Here is a 20833-nt window from a genome sequence, read left to right on the forward strand (position 1 = left end):
GATAAGATGAAATTTAATATTTTAATGCTGGCCTTGCTGGTTTTTCTTTACTCCTGTAAAAAGGAGGAAGATCCGCATGCCGGCCACGATATCTACTACACCTGTTCCATGCACCCGCAGGTAGTCTCCGATAAACCCGGAAAATGCCCCATTTGTCACATGGATTTGGTGCCTGTGGAGAAGAAAAAGAATGCGGATCCTAACGAAATTGTTTTGAATGACGAGCAGGTTAAACTTGGGAATATCAAAACAGTCGCGCTATCTGATGGGTCTATGGCCGACAAACTTACCCTGACTGGAACACTCAATTTTAATCAGTACCAAATGCAGGCAGTAAGTTCCAGAGTAATGGGCAGAGTTGAACGGTTGTATTATAAAAACATTGGCGATTTTGTTCCGAAGGGGGCGCCGTTGGTCGATATTTACAGTGAAGAACTCAATAATGCAAAGCAGGAATATTTGCTGGCATTAGAAAGACGCAAACTGTTTGTCGGCAATACTTCCATTGATTTTGATCAGTTGCTCCAAAGTTCCCGCAACAAGCTTTATTTATGGGGAATGTCCGAAAGCCAGATCAAACAGTTGGAAAGATCAGGAAAAGCCACGCCAACCACTACCGTGTTCAGCAATGCAGCCGGCTACATCACCGATCTGAGCATTGCTGAAGGTGATTATCTTGCGGAAGGCGGCACCATCGTGAATCTGGCAGACCTTTCATCGCTGTGGGCGGAGGCGCAGGTTTATTCCTCTCAAATGGCTCTCCTTCAGAAAGACAGCAAGGTCACCGTATATATTCCCGATCTGGATAATTTGAAGATTGATGGTAAGATTGATTTTACAAACCCTGAAATAAGCGCCTCCAGCAGGATAAATCTGGTTCGCATTTCCGTGCCCAACAAAGGAAACATGCTGAAACCCGGTATGCCGGTATATGTTCTTGTGGAAAACAAATCCCGTGATGGTCTTTCAATGCCTGTGGATGCGGTAATCAGGGATGGCAAATCTTCCACGGTGTGGGTGAAAACCGCGAAGAACACCTTCGTCAACAGAATGGTGGAAACGGGTCTCGAATATGAAGACAGAATAGAAATCACATCAGGAATTAAGGCGGGAGACGAAGTAGTGGTCTCCGGAGCATACCTACTGAACAGTGAATACATTTTCAAGAAAGGGGTTGATCCCATGGCGGGTCACGATATGAGCACCATGTAATATGAGAAAATTGAATATCATAGGTTGGCTGTCGGTGATAGTAGTGGCGGTTGTTTTAGCCATTCAGTTCATACCGGTGGAGCGTAATGTCTCCACCGTGCCGGCAGGTCAAAGTTTTGAAAAAACCGAAAAGGTGCCCGCCAACGTGGCTGCAATCCTTAAAGTTTCCTGCTATGACTGTCATTCAAATAATACCCGTTATCCCTGGTATTCGGTATTACAGCCGGGCGCGTGGTTCATGGCCCGGCATATTAAAAAAGGCAAAGAAGAACTCAATTTGGATGAGTTCAATAACTATTCAAAAAGACGTAAAAAAGCAAAAATAAAAAGCATCATCAGCCAGATTGAGAAAGACGAAATGCCTTTAAAATCTTACCGCATGATGCACGGAAACGCCAGATTATCAGCAGATAAAAAAAAAGAACTGTTAGATTTTTTTCGTGACAACGAATATAGTAAGTAACGCAGAACATCAGAAATTACGCTCGACTTTGGTCTTTAGAGTATCAGAAATGGCCGTTTAAAATAAAAAAGGATCGGAAAATACCATGCTGTAGAATCAACAAATTAATAACAACGTGATGAAATTAAATATTAAAAATATGGTTTGCAGCCGTTGCCTCAAAGTGCTTAAGCAAGAGCTTGAAGAACTGGAGGTTAACGTTTCGTCAATTGAACTTGGAGTATTGGTAATCGACGAGACGGCCGGTAATCATAATGAAATTATGGAGAAAATTGAAAGCGTCCTCCACACCAACAAATTTGAAATAATCCATAGTTCAGAGGAAGTCCTCGTCGAAAAAATTAAACATTTTTTACTTCGTAAAATAGAAGAGCTCCCTCTTGATTCCACAGTAAACCTATCTCAAACTTTAAGCGCAGAGTTCAACCATGAATATAAATCATTGAGCAAGCTGTTCTCGCACCTTGAAAATACAACAGTGGAAAAGTATTTTATTAATTTAAAAATAGAGAAAGTAAAACAACTTATTCAGCTCAGGCAGTACACCTTTTCAGAGATAGGGCATCTCCTGGATTACAGCAGCGTAAACCATCTTTCGAGACAGTTTAAAGAAGTTACCGGAGAGAGCATGACTGAGTATAAAAATGCTGAACTAGCCAATCGGAGACCCTATGATGAAATTAGTTAACCTTAGAACTTAGGCGTATGAAATTATAAATAGGAAATAGTTGCGAAATAGAAACGGCAATCACAGGGACGTTTGCGCAACTCTCGATAAACTTCAGGTATAGTTTTGATGTTACTTGGCCTTTTTTTCAAAGCGAAATTATACAGAAACTAACGAAAATTATGCAGAACATCCGTTTAAGAAACTTGTACTTTTACAGTAGTAATTACAACCAGCTCGCTTTCAAAAAACTATTTTATTGCAACACGAGTTTGGCCAAGTAAGGCTCACAGAACGTATTGTAAAACGGATAGTCGGAAAGTAACAATATATAAAAGAATAAAATCAAACAAAATGAAACAACAAATTGAAATAACAGGAATGTCCTGCGAAGGCTGCGTTAAAAATGTCGAAAAAGCGTTGAAAGAAATTGATGGCGTACAGAATGTAAAAGCGAGTCTGCATCCACCACGCGCAGTTATTGAAGCAGAGAAATCGATTAATACAGCGCAGTTAACGCAAGCCTTGGCGAAAGTAGGTTATAGTATTGCCGGCGCTTCCGTAGATGAGAATTTAAAAAAGTCTGGTGGCTCCTGTTGCTGTTGAAAAGTATGAACTGCGCGGGCAAGTATAATGTTAGTACGATGTGAACGATAACGGTAGAAATGCTCCGCTGAAAACTAAGTGAAAGAAGCAAATAAATTTTTTAAAAAAAATCAAAGTAGCCAGCAATAGCTTGCCTGATCAAACGCACTTATGATTGCGACAGGATCAGCGCAGGAACTGCATATTTATTGAAAAAACCAACCTATTTATTAACATAAAAACCAACAATTATGACAGGTTATCACACGTACCAAAGTTGTATTGAAGCATGTTTAAAATGTGCTGCAATATGTAATCACTGTGCTTCATCATGCACTGAGGAAGAAGATGTAAAAATGATGGCGAGATGCATTCAGTTAGACATGGAATGCGCAGCGATCTGCTATGCCTCAGCACAGTTAATGAGCCTCGGCAGCGACAAAGCAAAAGAAATTTGCCGCATTTGTGCCGACATCTGTGAAGCATGTGCTGCAGAATGTGAAAAACATGCACAACATGGAATGGATCATTGCCGTGAATGTGCAGAAGCTTGTAGAAAATGCGCCGAAGAATGCCGGAAAATGGCAGCGTAATTTAAAACGGGTGGTGATTTTAATGATTGCCACTCTTTTTATCTACATCCTAACGACCAAATTAAAATCAACTACCTTGAAACCCAGGCATAAAACTATGATAATACCCTGCTTTTTGTGGGCTATCAGGCCGAAGGAACCCGTGGAAGAAAATTATTGGAGGGTGAGAAAGAATTAAAAGTGTACGGAAAATGGGTGCCGTTCAATATGGAAGTAGCGGAAATTGAAGGACTGTCTTCACATGCAGACCACAATGAACTCCTTGGCTGGATGAATGGAATAACAAATATTCCGGAAAGAATTTTCATCGTACATGGGGAGAAGGAAGGCGCAGAAGCGCTGCAGCTGGGCATAAAAGAAACCTACGGCTGGGATTCCCAAATACCGCAACTTTATGATATTGAAGAATTATAATTTGGAGATATGAATCATATAAGGGCCAGTAAAATCAAGCATTCAGAAGAGACCAACTGGTATGTGATTACCGGCGGACCCAGTACCGGAAAAACAACGACCATTGATTTGCTTCAGAAGCAAGGTTACCATACGACAATAGAACACGCAAGGCATTACATTGATACCATGCATAATGAAGGAAATTCCGTTAAAGAAATTAGAAGCAATAAGAAGAAATTTCAATTGGGCGTGTTAGATATGCAGATTGCCCAAGAAGGATCGCTCAATAAGGAGGATATGGTTTTTTTGGACAGGGCTATCCCGGACGCAATGGCTTATTATCAATTTTTAAACTTGGATTATGATGAAAAGTTACTTAATGCCGTCAACCGGGTTTCCTACAAAAAAATCTTTATTTTAGACCGATTGCCTTTTACCAAAGACTACGCGAGAACGGAAAATGAAGACGATCAAAAAGTAATTCATATGTTAATAATAGAAACTTATACCAATCTCGGTTTCCCTATCGTTTTTGTTCCGGTTTTGCCTCCTGCAGAAAGAGTTCAATATATTTTAAATAATTTATAAGAAAAACCATTGTCAAACAAAATAAATCTATTTTTGAAATTAGCATTAATTTAGATCTTTAAATATCAAGTAGAAACTTAAAACAATATGAAAACAGACAGAAAATTAATCGGAGCAGGACTTTTGACAGCAGTTACCGCTTCATTGTGTTGTATTACACCAGTATTGGTTTTAATAGCAGGAACAAGCGGAATTGCTGCGACTTTTTCCTGGCTCGAACCTTTACGGCCTTATTTAATCGCGTTAACAGTTTTCGTTCTTGGTTTTGCCTGGTATCTTAAACTAAAACCCAAAAAACAATTAGACTGTAGCTGCGAGAAAGATGAAAAAATACCATTCACGCAGTCGAAAATGTTTTTAGGGATTGTTACCCTATTTGCAGTCGTTATGCTTGCCTTCCCCTACTATTCAGCTGTTTTCTATCCAAAAACAGAAAAGCAAATTATAATAGTAGATCAATCTAATATCCGTAAAATAGAATTTACAATTAGTGGTATGACCTGCGCAAGCTGTGGTGAACATGTCAATAGCGAAGTAAATAAACTGACGGGAATTATAAGTTCAGATTCTTCGTACGAAAACAAAAATGCAGTTGTGAAATTTGATGATTCAAAAACAAACATTGATGAAATCGAAAACGCCATAAACGCTACCGGATATGTAGTAACTGACAAAAAAGAATATCAATTGGAAACCCTTGGTCCTGAAAAACCATAATAAATTATTAAACAGATGAATACAGTCAAATTACAGTCAATAATCACCTGCCCCAATTGCGGACACAGGAAGGAGGAAACAATGCCTACAGATTCTTGCCAGTATTTCTACGAATGCGAAAAATGCAGGATCGTTTTAAAACCAAAACAGGGCGACTGCTGTGTGTATTGCAGTTACGGAACAGTGCCTTGTCCCCCAGTTCAGCAGGACAAGAAATGTTGCTAAAAGTCCTTACGTTTAACTAAATAACAAAAACCATTTTAATGGACAAATCAACGCACAGCCACAAAGTTTCTCCGGACCATAGTGCCTCGGGGAAAACTCATTCTACACAGAATATGGATTCAAAAAAAGAAAGTGAACAAATGGATCACAGCGGGGCATACAAAAAGTTGTTTTGGATGCTTCTCATTTCCTTCGTATCCATGTTTATATTAATGTATGCGATGGTTGATCGGTTATCCAATGTGATTCCCAATATCAATCAGTTTTATATGGCCTGACTAATGGCTTCTCCTATGTTGATCATCGAACTGCTGTTAATGGCAAAGATGTATCCCAATAAAAAACTCAACAAGGTACTGATGGGTGTCGGTGTGTTGGCGATGGTGCTGTTTTGGTCTGGCATTCGGCAGCAGACAGCCGTGGGAGATGTCCAGTTCCTAAAGTCCATGATTCCACACCATGCAGGGGCTATTCTTATGGTCGAAGAAAGTAATCTGGTCGATCCGGAAGTGAGAAAGTTGGGCGAGGAAATTATCAAAGCACAGGAGGAGGAAATTGCCGTCATGAGGGCGAAAATTAAGGAACTTCAAACCCGGAAGTAATCTCAAATAGCAGAATTTAACGCAAAAAATTAAATTATGACAAAATACACCTGTCCCATGCATCCCCAGATATTGAAGGACGAACCGGGGAAATGTCCACTTTGCGGAATGAACTTAATTCCCTTGGGAGGAACCGCCCGACCTGAAAAAGACGAACGCAGCCATCATCATCAGAATCATGATCATCACTCAGAATCTGATAGTTCAGCGGCGGGATTTGACAAACATGCAGGTCATCATACTTCGGATTTTCTAAAAAGATTCTGGATTACACTGGTACTTTCTGTCCCGGTGCTGCTGCTTTCCCACATGATTCAGCAGTGGCTTGGTTTCACCATAGCTTTTCAAGGCGATAAATACGTGCTGTTGGTTTTGGGAAGTATTATTTATTTCTACGGTGGAATGCCTTTTTTCAAAGGGTTTTTGGGCGAAGTGAAAGCCGGAGCTATTGGGATGATGACGCTCGTTGCTTTGGCGATTACCGTAGCTTATGTCTATTCCGTTGCCGTCGTATTCGGGCTGCCGGGCATGGATTTCTTTTGGGAGCTCGCCACCCTAATTGTCATCATGCTTCTGGGTCATTGGCTCGAAATGCGTTCACAGATGGCAGCTTCAAAAGCGTTACAATCCTTAGTGGAATTGCTACCAAATGACGTAACCGTCGAGCATAACGGAAGTCCGGTTAAAATAAAACTGGAACAGCTGAAAAACGGAGATACCGTAATCATAAGACCGGGCGAAAAAGTCGCCGCTGACGGTCTGATTGTCGAGGGCAGTTCCTATTTAAATGAAAGCATGCTGACCGGAGAAAGTGTTCCTGTAAGAAAAGAGTCCGGTGGAAAGGTTATCGCAGGGTCTATCAATGGAGACGGAGCTTTAAAGATAAAAGCAACAGGGGTTGGAAAGGATTCGTACCTCAATAAGGTCATTAATTTGGTTCAGGATGCGCAGGCAGCAAAGTCGAACACTCAGAATCTGGCGGATAAAGTAGCCAAATGGCTTACTATAGTAGCAATTGTGGTGGGAGTAGGAACTTTCGCTTACTGGTACATCACCATGGGAGATTTGGCTTTTGCTCTGGAACGGATGGTAACGGTAATGGTAACGGCCTGCCCTCATGCTTTAGGAGTGGCAATACCTCTGGTGGTGGCCATTTCCACTACACTTTCAGCGACAAATGGTTTACTCATCAGAAACCGCACGGCTTTTGAAACCACCAGAAAATTATCGACCATTATTTTCGATAAAACCGGCACCCTTACGAAAGGCTCCCACACTGTGCAGAAAATCATTCCTCTAACGGAACACTATTCGGAAAACGATTTACTCCAGTATGCAGCAGCAGTGCAGCAGAACTCCGAACATCACATTGCAAAAGGAATCATGCAGACCCTTTCCGAGAAAAAACTCGAGCTATGGAAGTCAGACAATTTCCGCTACATGCAGGGAATTGGAGTGACAGGAATCGTAAACGGTAAATCGGTTGTCGCGGCTGGTCCTAATTATTTTGTTCAAAACAATAAACAGGTACCTGCCATTCCGGAAGAAATCAACCAGGATGCAGAAACAGTGAACTTTATTTTGATTGATGACGTGCCCGTGGGTATTGTTTCTTTAGCAGATACCATTCGCGAAGGCGCAAAAGAAGCTATTGACCAACTTCGAAGCATGAACATTAAATCATTCCTGCTTACAGGTGATAACGAAAAGGTAGCGGCGGCGGTGTCAAAGCAGTTAGGAATGGACGGATATTTGGCAAATGTACTTCCGCACCACAAACAGGAAAAAGTAAAAGAATTTCAGGATAAAGGAGAAATCGTTGCCATGACAGGTGACGGCGTAAATGATGCACCGGCTTTGGCAGCAGCAGATGTAGGCATTGCAGTTGGCAGCGGAACTGATGTTGCTGCCGAAACCGCAGATATTATTCTGGTCAACAGTGACCCTCGAGACGTGGTGAAAATGATAGATTTTGGAAAGAAAACCTACAACAAGATGATCCAGAATCTCGTATGGGCAGTGGGCTACAACGTCGTGGCTATTCCACTTGCTGCAGGTGTTCTGTATCCCACATTTGTCCTGAGTCCCGCCATGGGCGCAGTGCTGATGAGTGTAAGCACCATCGTGGTCGCACTTAATGCAAGTTTGTTAAAAATTAAATAATCACAAGATGAAATATATATTTTCGCTCTTTCTATTTATGGCAATGTCCATAAACAGTTATTCACAAAGCACCAAAACCGTGTACACCTGCCCGATGCATCCGCAGGTGGTGAAATCAGCACCCGGTAACTGCCCCATTTGCGGTATGACCTTGGTGAAGAAAACCATCACCGAAAAAAAACCGGCAGCCAAACCCGCAGCTGCTCCTAAAAAAGTTACAGCAGTTAAAAAAACTACGGCTAAGAAATCTGAAATTACCGCTGCAAAAACAAAGACGGTAACGGAAGTTAAAAAAACGGTCCTGCCAAAGGCTAAACCAACACCGAAAGATCCAGCCGCCGTTAAGACCCCACAACATCAAACTTCAGATCATAATCAGCATGAAGCAGCGCAAAAGATGTACACTTGTCCGATGCACCCCGAGGTGGTTTCGGACAAACCCGGAAAGTGTCCCAAGTGCGGTATGAATCTGGTTCCTCAAAAGGAAAGCGGCCGGCATCAGGGTACCGGCAAAACCCCCGAACATCAAACTTCAGATCCGCATCAGCATGAAGCAGCGCAAAAAGGTTACACCTGTCCGATGCATCCCGAGGTGATTTCGGACAAACCCGGAAAGTGTCCCAAGTGCGGTATGAATCTGGTCCCTCAAAAAGGAAAGAAGGAAGATCATTCTGCACATGGAAACATGCAGATACTTAGTGAACACAAAATGGTCATGCCGATGCCCGAAAAGCACCTAAAAGGCGGACGCAAAGTGACCTACCATCTTTATGTTAAAGACACCCTGGTAAATTTCGCGGGCAAACAGAAACGCGCCATTGCCGTAAACGGGCAGATTCCGATGCCAAAGCTGGAGTTTTATGAGGGCGATACGGCGGAAGTTATTGTCCATAATTTAATGGACGAAGAAACTTCTCTGCACTGGCACGGTCTTCATCTTCCAAATAAAGAAGATGGGGTTCCCTGGCTTACCCAGAAACCCATTCCACCACATTCAACCTACACGTATTCGTTTCCGATCATCCAAAACGGAACCCACTGGTATCACTCACATACTGGTCTGCAGGAGCAGATTGGAATGTATGGGATGATGATTCTGAAAAAACGTCCCGAAGATCCTACTTTCCGACCGGGGATTGATGATTTGCCCACGGAGCAGCTTATCCTGAGCGAGTGGACAAACCTGAACCCCAATAATGTTCAGCGGATGCTCCGCAATGCGAACGACTGGTTCGCAATCAAGAAGGGCGCTACGCAGAGCTATTCTGAAGCCATAAAACAGGGACATTTCAAAACCAAGCTTACCAATGAGTGGAAGCGCATGCTGGCCATGGATGTGAGCGACGTTTACTATGACGCATTTCTGGTTAACGGGAAAACCGAAAGCCAGCTGGCAGGATACAAAGCCGGTGACAAAGTACGGCTGCAAATAGCCAACGGCGGTGCTTCCTCCTATTTCTGGCTTAATTATGCGGGCGGAAAAATTAAAGTAGTGGCCAGTGACGGACTGGATATTGAACCCGTGGAGGTAGACCGTCTAATCCTTGCTGTTTCTGAAACTGTGGATATTGTAGTTGAAATTCCGGAAGAAAACACCTCCTATGAACTCCTCGTTACCCCCGAAGACCGAACGAAATCAGCATCTGTTTATATTGGAGAAGGAGCTACGAAATCCCATGATCCATTACCCAAACTCAAATACTTTGAAGGGATGAAGATGATGAACGACATGATGAAGATGAACGGTGACATGAAAGATATGGGCATGAAGATGAGTTATCAGACGATGGATATGAATCAGGTGATGTATCCTGAAATTAGTGCTGAAAATAATGCAGCAATGCCGATGGACAAGATGGACAACAACGATGCGCAAATGGATCATTCAAAGCACCAGATGCCTGCGTCAGGGATTACCACATTGAATTACGGAATGATGAAGTCGCCTTATGACACTTCACTCCCGAAAGACAGTCCCGTGCGCGAGCTCAAGTTTACCCTTACGGGAAACATGAACCGCTACGTTTGGAGCATGGACGATAGAGTCCTGGCAGAATCGGACAAAATATTGGTGAAGAAAGGGGAAATTCTCCGCATTACCCTTTTCAATAACTCAATGATGCGTCACCCGATGCACCTGCACGGTTTTGATTTTCGGGTACTCAACAAAAATGGTGTTCAGGCACCCCTCAAAAATGTGTTGGATATTATGCCGATGGAAACTAATGTCATCGAATTTGAAGCTAAAACTGACGGGGACTGGTTTTTCCACTGTCACATCCTCTATCACATGATGGCGGGGATGAACCGTGTTTTTGCTGTTGGTGATTATCAGAATCCTTTGCTGCCCGATAAAGCTTCAGCTTACAAAAAGCTTCAGCGCGAAAGTAACATGTGGCACCTGATGGCCGAAAACGATTTCGCCACCAATGGTAACGACGGGATGGCGAGAATTTCAAATGCCCGCTGGGAATTGGGAACAGAATGGCGTTTAGGTTACAATCCCCATCACGGCTACGAGGTGGAAACGCAACTCGGCAGGTATGTGGACCGTATGCAGTGGCTGAAACCATTTATCGGATTTAACTACCATTATAGAAAGATTGACAGGAATAATATCGAAAAAAACCTTTTTGGACAGGCATCTACTAAAGATGAAAGAAAAACTTTCAGCGCTGGTATCATGTATAAACTCCCGATGTTGGTGGACCTGCAGGCAGAAATATTTACAGACGGAATTGTAAGGTTCCAGCTGAAACGTGAAGACATTCCGTTGACTGCGCGTTTGCGCGGGGCATTCATGGTCAATACCGACAAAGAATATATGGCAGGTCTTAAATATATCGTCACAAAAAATATCGGAATCTCAACCCACTACGACAGCGATATGAGCTGGGGTGCAGGGATTACACTGAACTATTAAAGGAGTTTTTATTGTGTCAATTTTAAAGAGTGCAGCTGCCAAATAAAGACCGGTTGCACTCTTTTTTACAGCGTATAACGACCGCCGGAAACACAGATTCTCATGAGGCAAACAATACCAGCCTACAACCTGAGGAATCATTGCAGTAATATGAGCTAAGACATAAATTGAAGTAAATATATTTTTATTAAATTAGCCCCGTGAAAATTTTTGCCTTTCTTTTATCCTTATTCTTTATGGCACTTACCGTAGTACCTTGCAGCGATGCAGCGAGTGGTTTCGGCGACAAGGTGTGTGTGGCAGAGGATGTTCATTTGGAGCAAAGTCAGGATGAACATACGGACCTTTGTACGCCCTTCTGCGTGTGCAACTGTTGCGGTATGTCAATGGCTGTTTCGCAAATTAAAAACTTACTTCCTGAAAAAATTTTTCTTTTAGTAAAAGCAGATATTACTGAATCAGGATACGGTTACAGTCTCCTTTTCAATGCCGGTGTCTGGCAACCCCCCAAAATAGGTTAATACTTTTCCTTCGGATTTATTTCGTAGGATTATACGACTATTAAATAGTCGTGCATTTCCGTGAACAATACGGAACATGCTTTATCCTTCAATTAACCTTAATTTTTACAAATGCTATATAAAATTATACAGTTTAGTGTAAAGAATAAGCTCATAATTGGGCTCATGACTTTCGCACTAATCATCTGGGGCGTGTATAGTGCTACTAAACTCCCGCTGGATGCCGTACCGGATATTACAAATAATCAGGTTCAGATCATTACCAGTACACCCACATTAGCCGCACAGGAAACAGAACAGTTGGTCACCTATCCAATTGAACAGAGCCTCGCCAACATACCGGGAATTACCGAAATGAGGTCTATTTCACGATTTGGATTGTCCGTGGTTACTGTAGTCTTTGATGAAAGCGTGGATATTTACTTTGCCCGTCAACTGATTACTGAAAAACTGAAAGAGGCCGAGGAAAACATTCCACAAGGTATCGGTACGCCAGAAATGTCTCCGGTATCCACAGGCTTAGGAGAAATTTATCAATATGTTATTCACCCTAAAAAAGGGTCAGAAGACAAATACTCCGCTACCGATCTTCGAACAATGCAGGATTGGGTTGTGGCCCGCCAACTCTACGGTACACCTGGTGTAGCTGAAATTAATAGTTTCGGCGGTAAGCTTAAGCAGTACGAGGTGGCAATCAATCCGTACAGACTTAAAGCAATGAATGTGACCATTGCAGATATTTTCACCACCCTTGAGAAAAATAACGAAAATACAGGTGGTGCTTACATCGATAAAAAACCCAACGCTTATTTCATCCGTGGAATCGGACTTATTTCCTCTTTAGATGATATTTCCAATACCGTTATTAAAACTGTTAATGGCATTCCGGTACTTATAAAAGATGTTGCAGAAACCCGAATCGGCAGTGCTGTAAGATATGGAGCCTTAACTTATAATGGCGATAAAGAAGCGGTAGGTGGTATTGTTATGATGCTGAAAGGAGAAAATTCAGCGGATGTGGTAAACCGGGTCAAAGAAAAGATGGTCACTATACAAAAATCACTGCCGCCTGATATTATCGTGGAGCCTTTTCTGGATCGAACAAGTTTAGTGGATCGTGCTATACGCACCGTAGAAACAAATTTGGTCGAAGGAGCACTGATTGTCGTTCTTGTTTTGGTTCTGTTTCTCGGGAATTTACGGGCAGGGCTTATTGTTGCTTCGGCAATACCGCTGTCACTACTTTTTGCACTCGGCATGATGAACGTCTTTGGCGTTAGTGCAAATTTGATGAGTCTAGGGGCAATTGACTTTGGGCTTATTGTAGATGGTGCCGTAATTATTGTTGAAGCTACCCTGCACTTCTTGGCAGTCCATCACCGTTCCCAGAAGTTATCTCAACATACGATGGATCACGCTGTGCAGTCAAGTGCAAAAAAGATGATGAGTTCAGCGGCATTTGGTCAGATAATTATCCTCATTGTATATCTCCCTATTCTTTCACTTCAGGGGATTGAAGGTAAAATGTTCCGCCCAATGGCAGAAACAGTGTCTTTTGCAATTATAGGAGCGTTAATTCTCTCCCTTACTTATATACCAATGATGTCTGCCTTATTTCTATCTAAAAATATCAGTGCAAAAAAGACTTTCGCGGACAGGATGATGTCCGGGATCAATAGCGTCTATATCCCACTGCTGCAAAAGGCGATTGCGTTTAAATATGCAGTAGTGGGTGGAGCAATTGCATTACTGGCTGTTTCGCTGTTTTTATTTTCAAGAATGGGAGGTGAATTTATCCCACAACTACAGGAGGGCGATTTTGCGGTGCACTGTATATTACCACAGGGTACTTCTCTTTCTCAAAGCATTGAAACTTCAATGCAGGCAAGCCGTATTCTGAGATCTTTTCCGGAAGTGAGCACAGTGGTGGGTAAAACTGGTAGTGCCGAAGTCCCTACAGACCCAATGCCACCCGAAGCAACTGACCTGATCGTTACCTTAAAGCCCAAAAAGGAGTGGAAGGATAGTGGTAAATCTTATGAGGATTTGAGCGCTGAGATGATGGAGAAACTTGAAATGATTCCCGGAGTGTTCTTCGAAGTTTCCCAACCGATACAAATGCGCTTCAACGAGCTAATGACCGGGGTGCGCCAAGACGTAGCGGTTAAAATATTTGGCGAGAACATTGACACCCTTGCGAAACTGGCACCGGAAGTTGCCAAAATAGTGCAGACAGTGGAAGGTGCCACCGAGCCACAAATTGAGCAGACCGTGGGATTGCCCCAAATTACCATTACCTACGACAGAGCCCGCCTCGCCTCCTACGGTCTCAATATTGAGGATATTAATCACACAGTAAGTACTGCGTTTGCTGGTGAAACAGCAGGAGTAGTGTTTGAAGATGAAAAGAAATTCAATCTGGTCGCGCGTCTGGACAGTGCGAGCAGAAGCTCTATTGAGGACGTCAGCAGCCTCTTTATTCCAACCGCAAACGGAGTCCAGATTCCGCTTTCACAGATCGCAAAAGTGGAATATAAAGACGGTCCGGCACAGATAAGTCGGGAAGATGGAAAGCGCCGCATCGTCGTAGGTTTCAATGTAAAGGATAGAGATGTCGAAAGTGTAGTAACCGAAATTCAGAAAAAACTGAACGACGCAAATATCTTGCCCGCTGGCTATTACTATACGTATGGCGGAACGTTCGAAAATTTGAAACAGGCTTCTTCACGATTGCAAATAGCAGTTCCTGTAGCCTTAGCTCTTATTTTTCTTTTACTGTACTTCACCTTCCGTAACTTCAAAGACAGCATGCTTATTTTTACTGCAATACCAATGAGTGCTATTGGAGGGGTCTTTGCACTGATGATAAGGGACATGCCCTTCAGCATTTCAGCAGGAGTAGGATTTATCGCGCTGTTTGGTGTAGCCGTACTGAATGGTATTGTGCTGGTAAGCACCTTCAAGGATCTTCAGAAATCTGGGGTTACTAATATCCTGCGAAGGGTGATTCAGGGGACCAGTATACGGTTACGTCCAGTCCTGATGACTGCAGCGGTAGCTTCATTCGGATTCTTTCCCATGGCCTTTTCAAATGGTAGCGGTGCAGAAGTACAGAGACCATTAGCAACCGTGGTAATTGGCGGCTTAGTAACAGCAACCTTCCTTACCTTATTTGTCTTACCCCTACTGTATATCATATTTAATTCTAAGAATCAAATCAAAAACAAATTGAGAAATAGTAAAAACACGTCGTTTGTAGCGCTGGTAATTTTACTGTGCTCTTCCGCAGGTGCACTTACTGCGCAGGAAAGAATTTCACCAAAGGATGCAGTGAAAATAGCGTTGGAGAATAATCTACAGTACTCTGTAAACGCAGCCCAGGTAAATAAAGCTTTACTGGAAACCAGAACGGCACGTGAAATTCCTAAGACCGGCATCTTCGTAGAAAACGACGATATGAGACCAAGTGATCCGGATGGCGATTTTAAAATTGGAATCCAGCAATCCGTCCAGTGGCCGGGCTTATATAAGGCGAAAAGAAAGTATTTTGAGGAGCAGTTGAAATTTCACCAGCTGAATAAAAGCATGTTGGACGCAGTGATAAAAAGGGAAGTAAATACTGCTTTTTATCAGTTGTGGTACCTTCAGGATGTTGGTAAGCTCTACCAAAAACTTGATGAGTATTATACGTCCATGTACAAAGCAGCAAATCTTCGTTTCAAAACCGGCGAAGCTGCTGGTCTCGAAAACATTGCTGCGGAGGCACGGATGAAAGAGCTCCAGGCTCAGAGACAGCAAAACGAACAGAATATTTCGGCACAGCAGCAACAACTCAGTCTGTTTCTTAATAGTCAGGTGCTATACTTGCCGGAAGACACAAACTTGCAGAAATTGGATTTGGAAGATTTACCATCAGACAGTTTTCATCCCTCATTGGCTCTGCAGCAGCAGAATATAGAAATAGCAAGGGCGAATATAGAGGTTCAGAAAATGCAGAACAAACCTGACTTTTCGGGAAGAATATTTTCCCAGAGATTATACGGAATGAAGGATCCCATAACAGGCTTTTCAGTAGCTGTAGAATTTCCCATTTTTGGAAAGACTGCTTACAAAGCCAAATTGCAGTCTGCAGAAGCCGAGGTCGAAATTCAACAATCTCAGCTGCGCTATCAGGAAAATCAGTTCGCGGCACAAACCCGCTCCAGCTATACTGAAATTCTGAAAGCTGCTGAAATGCTTAAATATTATGAAGGCATAGGTTTACAACAGGCAGACCAAATTTTTGATGCGGCAATGCTGAGTTACAAAGCTGGGGAAATAGGGTTTTCTGAAATGCACCAGTTTTTCACCCAAGCTATAGACATTAGAAAAAACTATTTGATTGCACTGAACGAATACAACATGGCAGTAATACAATATAACTACTATATTAAAAATTAAGGATCCAAAAGAGAATATAACATGAAAAAATATATCACCCTAATTTTTGCGGTCTCTGTCTTGTTGACAGGATGCAAAAAAGAATCAGAAGTCACTGAAACCAAAGAAGCAACTGCAGTAGAGAAGCCCGATGAGCACGAAGATCCTAATGTGGCACATTTCACCGAAGAACAGATAAAAACTGTAGGCATCCAGATGGGCAGTATCGAAAGTAAGGAGCTTTCCAATACCATCAAGGTGAGCGGTATGCTAACCGTGCCGAATCAGAATAAGGCATTTGTCACGCCCTCATACAGCGGTATAGTGCGCTCATTGTATGTCCAGCCTGGAAGTTATGTGTCGCGGGGAAAAGTTATAGCAACGATATCAAATCCCGATTTAATCGTGATGCAGCAGCAGCTGCAGCAGGTGAATGGCCAAATCAGGATGGCAGAGCTGGAGGTAACGCGTGCCCAGCAGCTTTATAAAGGAAATGCCGCACCGTTAAAGAAATTTCAGCAGGCACAGACAGATCTTGCAACATTACGAAGCCAGCGCTCCGGACTGCAGAAACAGCTAGGCAGCATCGGTGCAGCTCAGGGTTACAGTTCGTCCCTTGCGGTGCGCGCGCCCATCAGCGGAACGGTAAGTAAAGTGATTGCGCAAATCGGGAGTAATGTAGACATGGCTTCGCCAATTGCCGAAATTGTAAGCAACTCAGCCCTGCATTTAGATATCTATGTATATGAAAAAGACTTGGGTAAAGTACAGCCGGGACAAACCATTCATTTTACACTTACCAACAGTCCAGGTAAAGAGTATGATGCAAAAATAACTTCAATTGGTACAGCCTTTGAAGGAGAAAGCAAAACGGTTCCTGTTCACGCACAGGTCATAGGGGACCGCGTGGGTCTCATTGATGGCATGAATGTAACCGCCGTTATCAGTCTGGATAACCAAACTGCAGCCTCGGTTCCTACGGACGCCATAGTTAATGATAAGGGACAGGATTATATCTTTATTATGCAAGATGATAAAAACGAAGAAGATCGGGGAAATGTACCGGAGTCAGGAGAAAAAAGCAATAAAAAAGAATCTGAGGAAAAGGAAGTACGATTTGAAAAAATTCCAGTGGCTAAGGGAGTTACCGATTTAGGTTATACTCAAATCACCCCTTTAAAACCAATTCCTGACAATGCCCAAATAGTAGTTAAAAATGCCTTCTTTATCTTGGCTAAAATGAATAATAAGGGAGAGGAAGGTCATGGACATTAAGAAATAGTACGTCAAAATAAAAACTACAATACATTATTAAATATAACTTATGTCAAATAATAAATTACATATACATACCTACGACGAAAATGGCAATCAATTGTGCTGCACGCCGCAGGAAGGCAAGATATACAAAGATGCAGGCGCTAAAGTTCTGATCGAGGATAGCTGTTGCAGTATCACTGACAAAGCATATCGTTCCGCAAAAAAATCGCCGTCAGGGTCTAAGAAACTGAGCGAGGATGATGAACATACGGAGGATGATGGTCACGACCATTCAGCACAGGGGAAATCAACGTTTCAGCTGTTTCTGCCTGCAATTATTTCCTTCGTGATTTTGATGGTGGGATTAGCGATGGATTATTTGATCCCTCAATCCTGGTTCAAGGATTGGGTACGGATTGGCTGGTATGCAGCAGCATATCTTCCGGTAGGTTTGCCGGTTCTTAAAGAAGCGTTTGAAAGTATCCGGAAAGGAGATGTGTTTTCGGAGTTTTTCCTCATGTCCATCGCCACTATTGGGGCTTTCGCCATTGGCGAATATCCGGAAGGGGTGGCAGTGATGCTGTTTTACTCCGTGGGGGAAGTATTCCAAACTTTGGCCGTTCAGCGGGCAAAAGGTAATATCGCTGAATTGTTAGATCAGCGTCCTGATGAAGTGACCATCTTAGTAGATAATCGCCCACAAACGGTAAAAGCTGCAGACGTCGCACTAGAATCGGTCATCCAGTTGAAACCGGGAGAAAAACTAGCTCTGGATGGAATTTTGATTTCAGACAGTGCGTCGTTCAATACTTCAGCACTTACTGGCGAAAGCAAACCGGATACAAAACAGAAAAATGATGCCGTCCTTGCAGGGATGATTAACCTGAATACTGTTGCGCAGGTAAAGGTCAATACCCTTTACAGTGATTCGAAACTTTCAAAGATTCTGGAATTGGTACAGAATGCTACGGCCCAGAAAGCACCCACTGAATTGTTCATCAGGAAATTTGCACGCATCTATACCCCAATTGTGGTGTTTCTCGCCGTGGCAATTTGTCTGGCACCGTATTTTTTTGTGGATGAATATATTTTCCGGGACTGGTTATACCGCGCCCTTATATTCCTGGTAATATCCTGTCCATGTGCATTAGTGATTAGTATTCCACTCGGATACTTTGGTGGAATTGGTGCCGCAAGCAGAAATGGAATTTTATTTAAGGGTAGTAACTTTTTGGATGCGTTAGCAGAGGTGAAAAATGTGGTAATGGATAAAACCGGAACCATGACTGAAGGTGTTTTCAAAGTACAGACCGTAAATCTGAAACCGCAATTCGACCGGGAGTTAATTCTGAAATTAGTGAATGTAATCGAAAATTCATCCACCCATCCGGTGGCAACTGCAATTCATGAACACCTGGGTGAACCCGACCATACTGTTATTCTCGACAATGTAGAGGAAATAGCAGGACATGGCTTGAAAGGATCATATCAGGGAAAAGAGTTGCTTGTAGGAAACTTTAAACTGATGGATAAATTCAATGTCCAATATGATGTAAATCCAAACGATATTGTAGAAACATTGATTGCCATTGCTTATGAAGGCAAATTTGCGGGATACCTTACCATTGCGGATAGCATCAAAGAAGACGCTGCCGAAACTGTACAGAAACTTCAAAGTTTAGGAGTAAAAGTTACCATGTTGAGCGGTGATAAAGCAACGGTGGTCAAAGCTGTCGCAGGAAAACTGGGCATACCTAATGCTTTTGGCGATTTATTGCCGGAAGATAAAGTGAATAAAGTCAAAGAAATAAAAGCACGGAATGAAACGGTTGCATTTGTTGGCGACGGAGTCAACGATGCGCCGGTTGTAGCTTTAAGTGATGTTGGCATAGCGATGGGTGGCCTTGGGAGTGATGCCACCATTGAAACCGCTGATGTGGTAATTCAGGACGACAAACCTTCAAAAATCCCAATGGCCATTAATATTGGCAAGCAAACAAAAAAAATTGTTTGGCAGAACATCGCGTTGGCCTTTGGAGTAAAAGCAGTGGTGTTGGTATTAGGAGCAGGGGGGTTAGCCACGATGTGGGAAGCAGTCTTTGCAGATGTGGGCGTAGCATTGCTTGCCATACTAAATGCGGTAAGGATTCAGAAAATGAAATTTTAAACAAAGCGGGCTTCGGTCCGTTTTTTTATGGGAGATATTGTGCAAAAATAATGAGCCTCCAAAATATCCCCGCTGCCACAGCAAGTAACATAATGACAATTATACGCACAGGCCAGCCGCTACAACGTTGCCCTCCATTCCGCACGCCTGTGCTGAGCCTGCCGAAGTGCTTCATTACGTGCAAACCAGCACCATAGTGCCTATAATTGGAAATTATGTAAAATGCTTTCCTTTTGTCTGGGCGAAGCCCACACAAGCCACCGCCTTCCCGCCGCCAGGTCAGTTATAATTTAGAAGACTATTTTCCCAATCCACTGCGCTACCCGGCAAGTACGGTTCTAAAATAGCCATGTGCCTGCAGTCCATAGCCTGTAGCGAATTCAGGTTCTAAAAAGACAGGAAAGGCAACAGGCTATGCACTTCGGCACCGCGCACAGCAGTATTCCGGGCAACAAAAAAATGCGCCTGCCATCACTTTCCCTTTGCCCCCTTCCAGCACCATCACGCATTTTTTTTATTGCCCTCCATACCGCTGTCTTTCCAGCCCCTTCAGTAATTGTTCATCGAAAGGGAGTTGCCGAAGCTTTCCCATGGTCCTCCAGCACATAGCCGGCTTCCACTTCACGGACGTGCCCGGCCGTTCCGTTAAAGCCGTCTATACGCTTCCGTCACCGCGCACAGCAGTATGCCGGTATACCGGGATTTGTCTATTTTATTTCGGCTCCGGCACACCGTCATACAGCTGCCTTTTCCATCGCTTTTCCTTTCCTTGAAAGTCGGTTATAAAAGCAAATAATTCCCTAATCGAAAACCCGAAAAACTCCCAGATCGAAGACTCGCTACAACAATTTGTCCCGTACCGTTAGTCAATAAACTGCTTTGTTTCAGCGGAAAAGTGTAGTGGCAGTTTATTCACTATCGTTACCGCGCACAGCGGTATGCCGCTGCTGCGAGCACTCGCATCGGCATACCGCTGTCTTTCCCTCCGCTGAAGGGATTTAGTAAAATATCGCTTCGAATTCCCTGAGTTTTATAATAAACAAAACTCCTACTGCAACAATCGATAAACCCGGATAAGAAAAAATAAAAAAAAAGAAAGTAAAGGTATATCATCGGAAAAATGCCCTGACAATATCTTGCCCTGCCGGGTTTTTTGCAAAAAAGATGGCCGTGAAAAATGATACGGCAATCTTTTTTGCAAAAAAATATTGCATAGCATTTTTCCTACAGAAGGGTAGAGCACTTTCTTTTTTTTCTTTTTTTCTTTTGAATAGTATTTAGAAGAGCAAATTTTTTAAAAAAAAAGTTATGTTTACCAACAACGTAAGAGAA

At 42.8% G+C, this 20833-nt stretch carries 17 protein-coding genes and 1 pseudogene; all 18 read left to right on the forward strand.

The annotated features are described in order from the left end of the window. The first annotated feature begins 6 nt into the window (after positions 1-6). The 18 genes and pseudogenes from CDW55_RS12150 (at position 7) to CDW55_RS12225 (ending at position 19501) form a co-directional block, all read left to right on the forward strand. On the forward strand, positions 7-1212 hold the full coding sequence (locus tag CDW55_RS12150) for an efflux RND transporter periplasmic adaptor subunit (RefSeq protein ID WP_088470049.1): 1206 nt from the start codon (positions 7-9) through the stop codon (positions 1210-1212). A gap of 1 nt (position 1213) precedes the next feature. Continuing rightward, entirely contained in the window at positions 1214-1675 is a 462-nt protein-coding gene (locus CDW55_RS12155) for a heme-binding domain-containing protein (RefSeq protein WP_088470050.1), read from the forward strand. Between the two features lie 118 nt (positions 1676-1793). Further along, positions 1794-2363, forward strand: a complete 570-nt coding sequence (locus tag CDW55_RS12160) for a helix-turn-helix domain-containing protein (RefSeq protein WP_228399655.1) — start codon at positions 1794-1796, stop codon at positions 2361-2363. 333 nt (positions 2364-2696) lie between these two features. After that, entirely contained in the window at positions 2697-2948 is a 252-nt protein-coding gene (locus CDW55_RS12165) for a heavy-metal-associated domain-containing protein (protein WP_059344219.1), read from the forward strand. 230 nt (positions 2949-3178) lie between these two features. Beyond that, on the forward strand, positions 3179-3520 hold the full coding sequence (locus CDW55_RS12170) for a four-helix bundle copper-binding protein (RefSeq protein ID WP_059333872.1): 342 nt from the start codon (positions 3179-3181) through the stop codon (positions 3518-3520). Positions 3521-3637: 117 nt separating this feature from the next. Beyond that, on the forward strand, positions 3638-3934 hold the full coding sequence (locus CDW55_RS12175; protein ID WP_228399656.1) for an MBL fold metallo-hydrolase RNA specificity domain-containing protein: 297 nt from the start codon (positions 3638-3640) through the stop codon (positions 3932-3934). 9 nt (positions 3935-3943) lie between these two features. After that, positions 3944-4504, forward strand: coding sequence for an AAA family ATPase (locus CDW55_RS12180; protein WP_088470051.1), 561 nt, complete (start codon positions 3944-3946; stop codon positions 4502-4504). Positions 4505-4591: 87 nt separating this feature from the next. Then, positions 4592-5221, forward strand: a complete 630-nt coding sequence (gene merTP / locus CDW55_RS12185) for a mercuric transport protein MerTP (protein ID WP_088470052.1) — start codon at positions 4592-4594, stop codon at positions 5219-5221. Positions 5222-5236: 15 nt separating this feature from the next. Next, positions 5237-5446, forward strand: coding sequence for a GDCCVxC domain-containing (seleno)protein (locus CDW55_RS12570; protein WP_082423508.1), 210 nt, complete (start codon positions 5237-5239; stop codon positions 5444-5446). Positions 5447-5484: 38 nt separating this feature from the next. Then, positions 5485-5724 carry a hypothetical protein gene (locus CDW55_RS12575; protein WP_228399657.1) on the forward strand — a complete coding sequence of 80 codons (240 nt, stop codon included), beginning with the start codon at positions 5485-5487 and terminating at the stop codon, positions 5722-5724. 15 nt (positions 5725-5739) lie between these two features. Beyond that, positions 5740-6048 (forward strand): DUF305 domain-containing protein, encoded by a 309-nt coding sequence (locus CDW55_RS12580; RefSeq protein ID WP_228399658.1) that lies wholly within the window; start codon positions 5740-5742, stop codon positions 6046-6048. Between the two features lie 36 nt (positions 6049-6084). After that, positions 6085-8211: a heavy metal translocating P-type ATPase gene (locus CDW55_RS12200; protein WP_088470053.1), complete on the forward strand. Its 2127-nt coding sequence runs from the start codon at positions 6085-6087 to the stop codon at positions 8209-8211. A gap of 43 nt (positions 8212-8254) precedes the next feature. Continuing rightward, positions 8255-8362: pseudogene (locus tag CDW55_RS12620) on the forward strand (heavy metal-binding domain-containing protein); the annotation flags it as partial. 246 nt (positions 8363-8608) lie between these two features. After that, a complete protein-coding gene (locus CDW55_RS12205) occupies positions 8609-11134 on the forward strand; it encodes a multicopper oxidase domain-containing protein (protein WP_228399660.1) in 2526 nt (841 codons plus the stop codon). Positions 11135-11334: 200 nt separating this feature from the next. Then, positions 11335-11655: a DUF6660 family protein gene (locus CDW55_RS12210; protein WP_143756238.1), complete on the forward strand. Its 321-nt coding sequence runs from the start codon at positions 11335-11337 to the stop codon at positions 11653-11655. Between the two features lie 111 nt (positions 11656-11766). Next, positions 11767-16095, forward strand: coding sequence for a CusA/CzcA family heavy metal efflux RND transporter (locus tag CDW55_RS12215; RefSeq protein ID WP_088470055.1), 4329 nt, complete (start codon positions 11767-11769; stop codon positions 16093-16095). 60 nt (positions 16096-16155) lie between these two features. Then, positions 16156-17349, forward strand: coding sequence for an efflux RND transporter periplasmic adaptor subunit (locus CDW55_RS12220; protein ID WP_228399659.1), 1194 nt, complete (start codon positions 16156-16158; stop codon positions 17347-17349). 49 nt (positions 17350-17398) lie between these two features. After that, positions 17399-19501 carry a heavy metal translocating P-type ATPase gene (locus CDW55_RS12225; RefSeq protein ID WP_088470057.1) on the forward strand — a complete coding sequence of 701 codons (2103 nt, stop codon included), beginning with the start codon at positions 17399-17401 and terminating at the stop codon, positions 19499-19501. The last annotated feature ends 1332 nt before the right edge of the window (positions 19502-20833 follow it).

The organism is Chryseobacterium sp. VAUSW3 (assembly GCF_002205795.1).
Classification (GTDB): Bacteria; Bacteroidota; Bacteroidia; order Flavobacteriales; family Weeksellaceae; genus Kaistella; species Kaistella yananensis.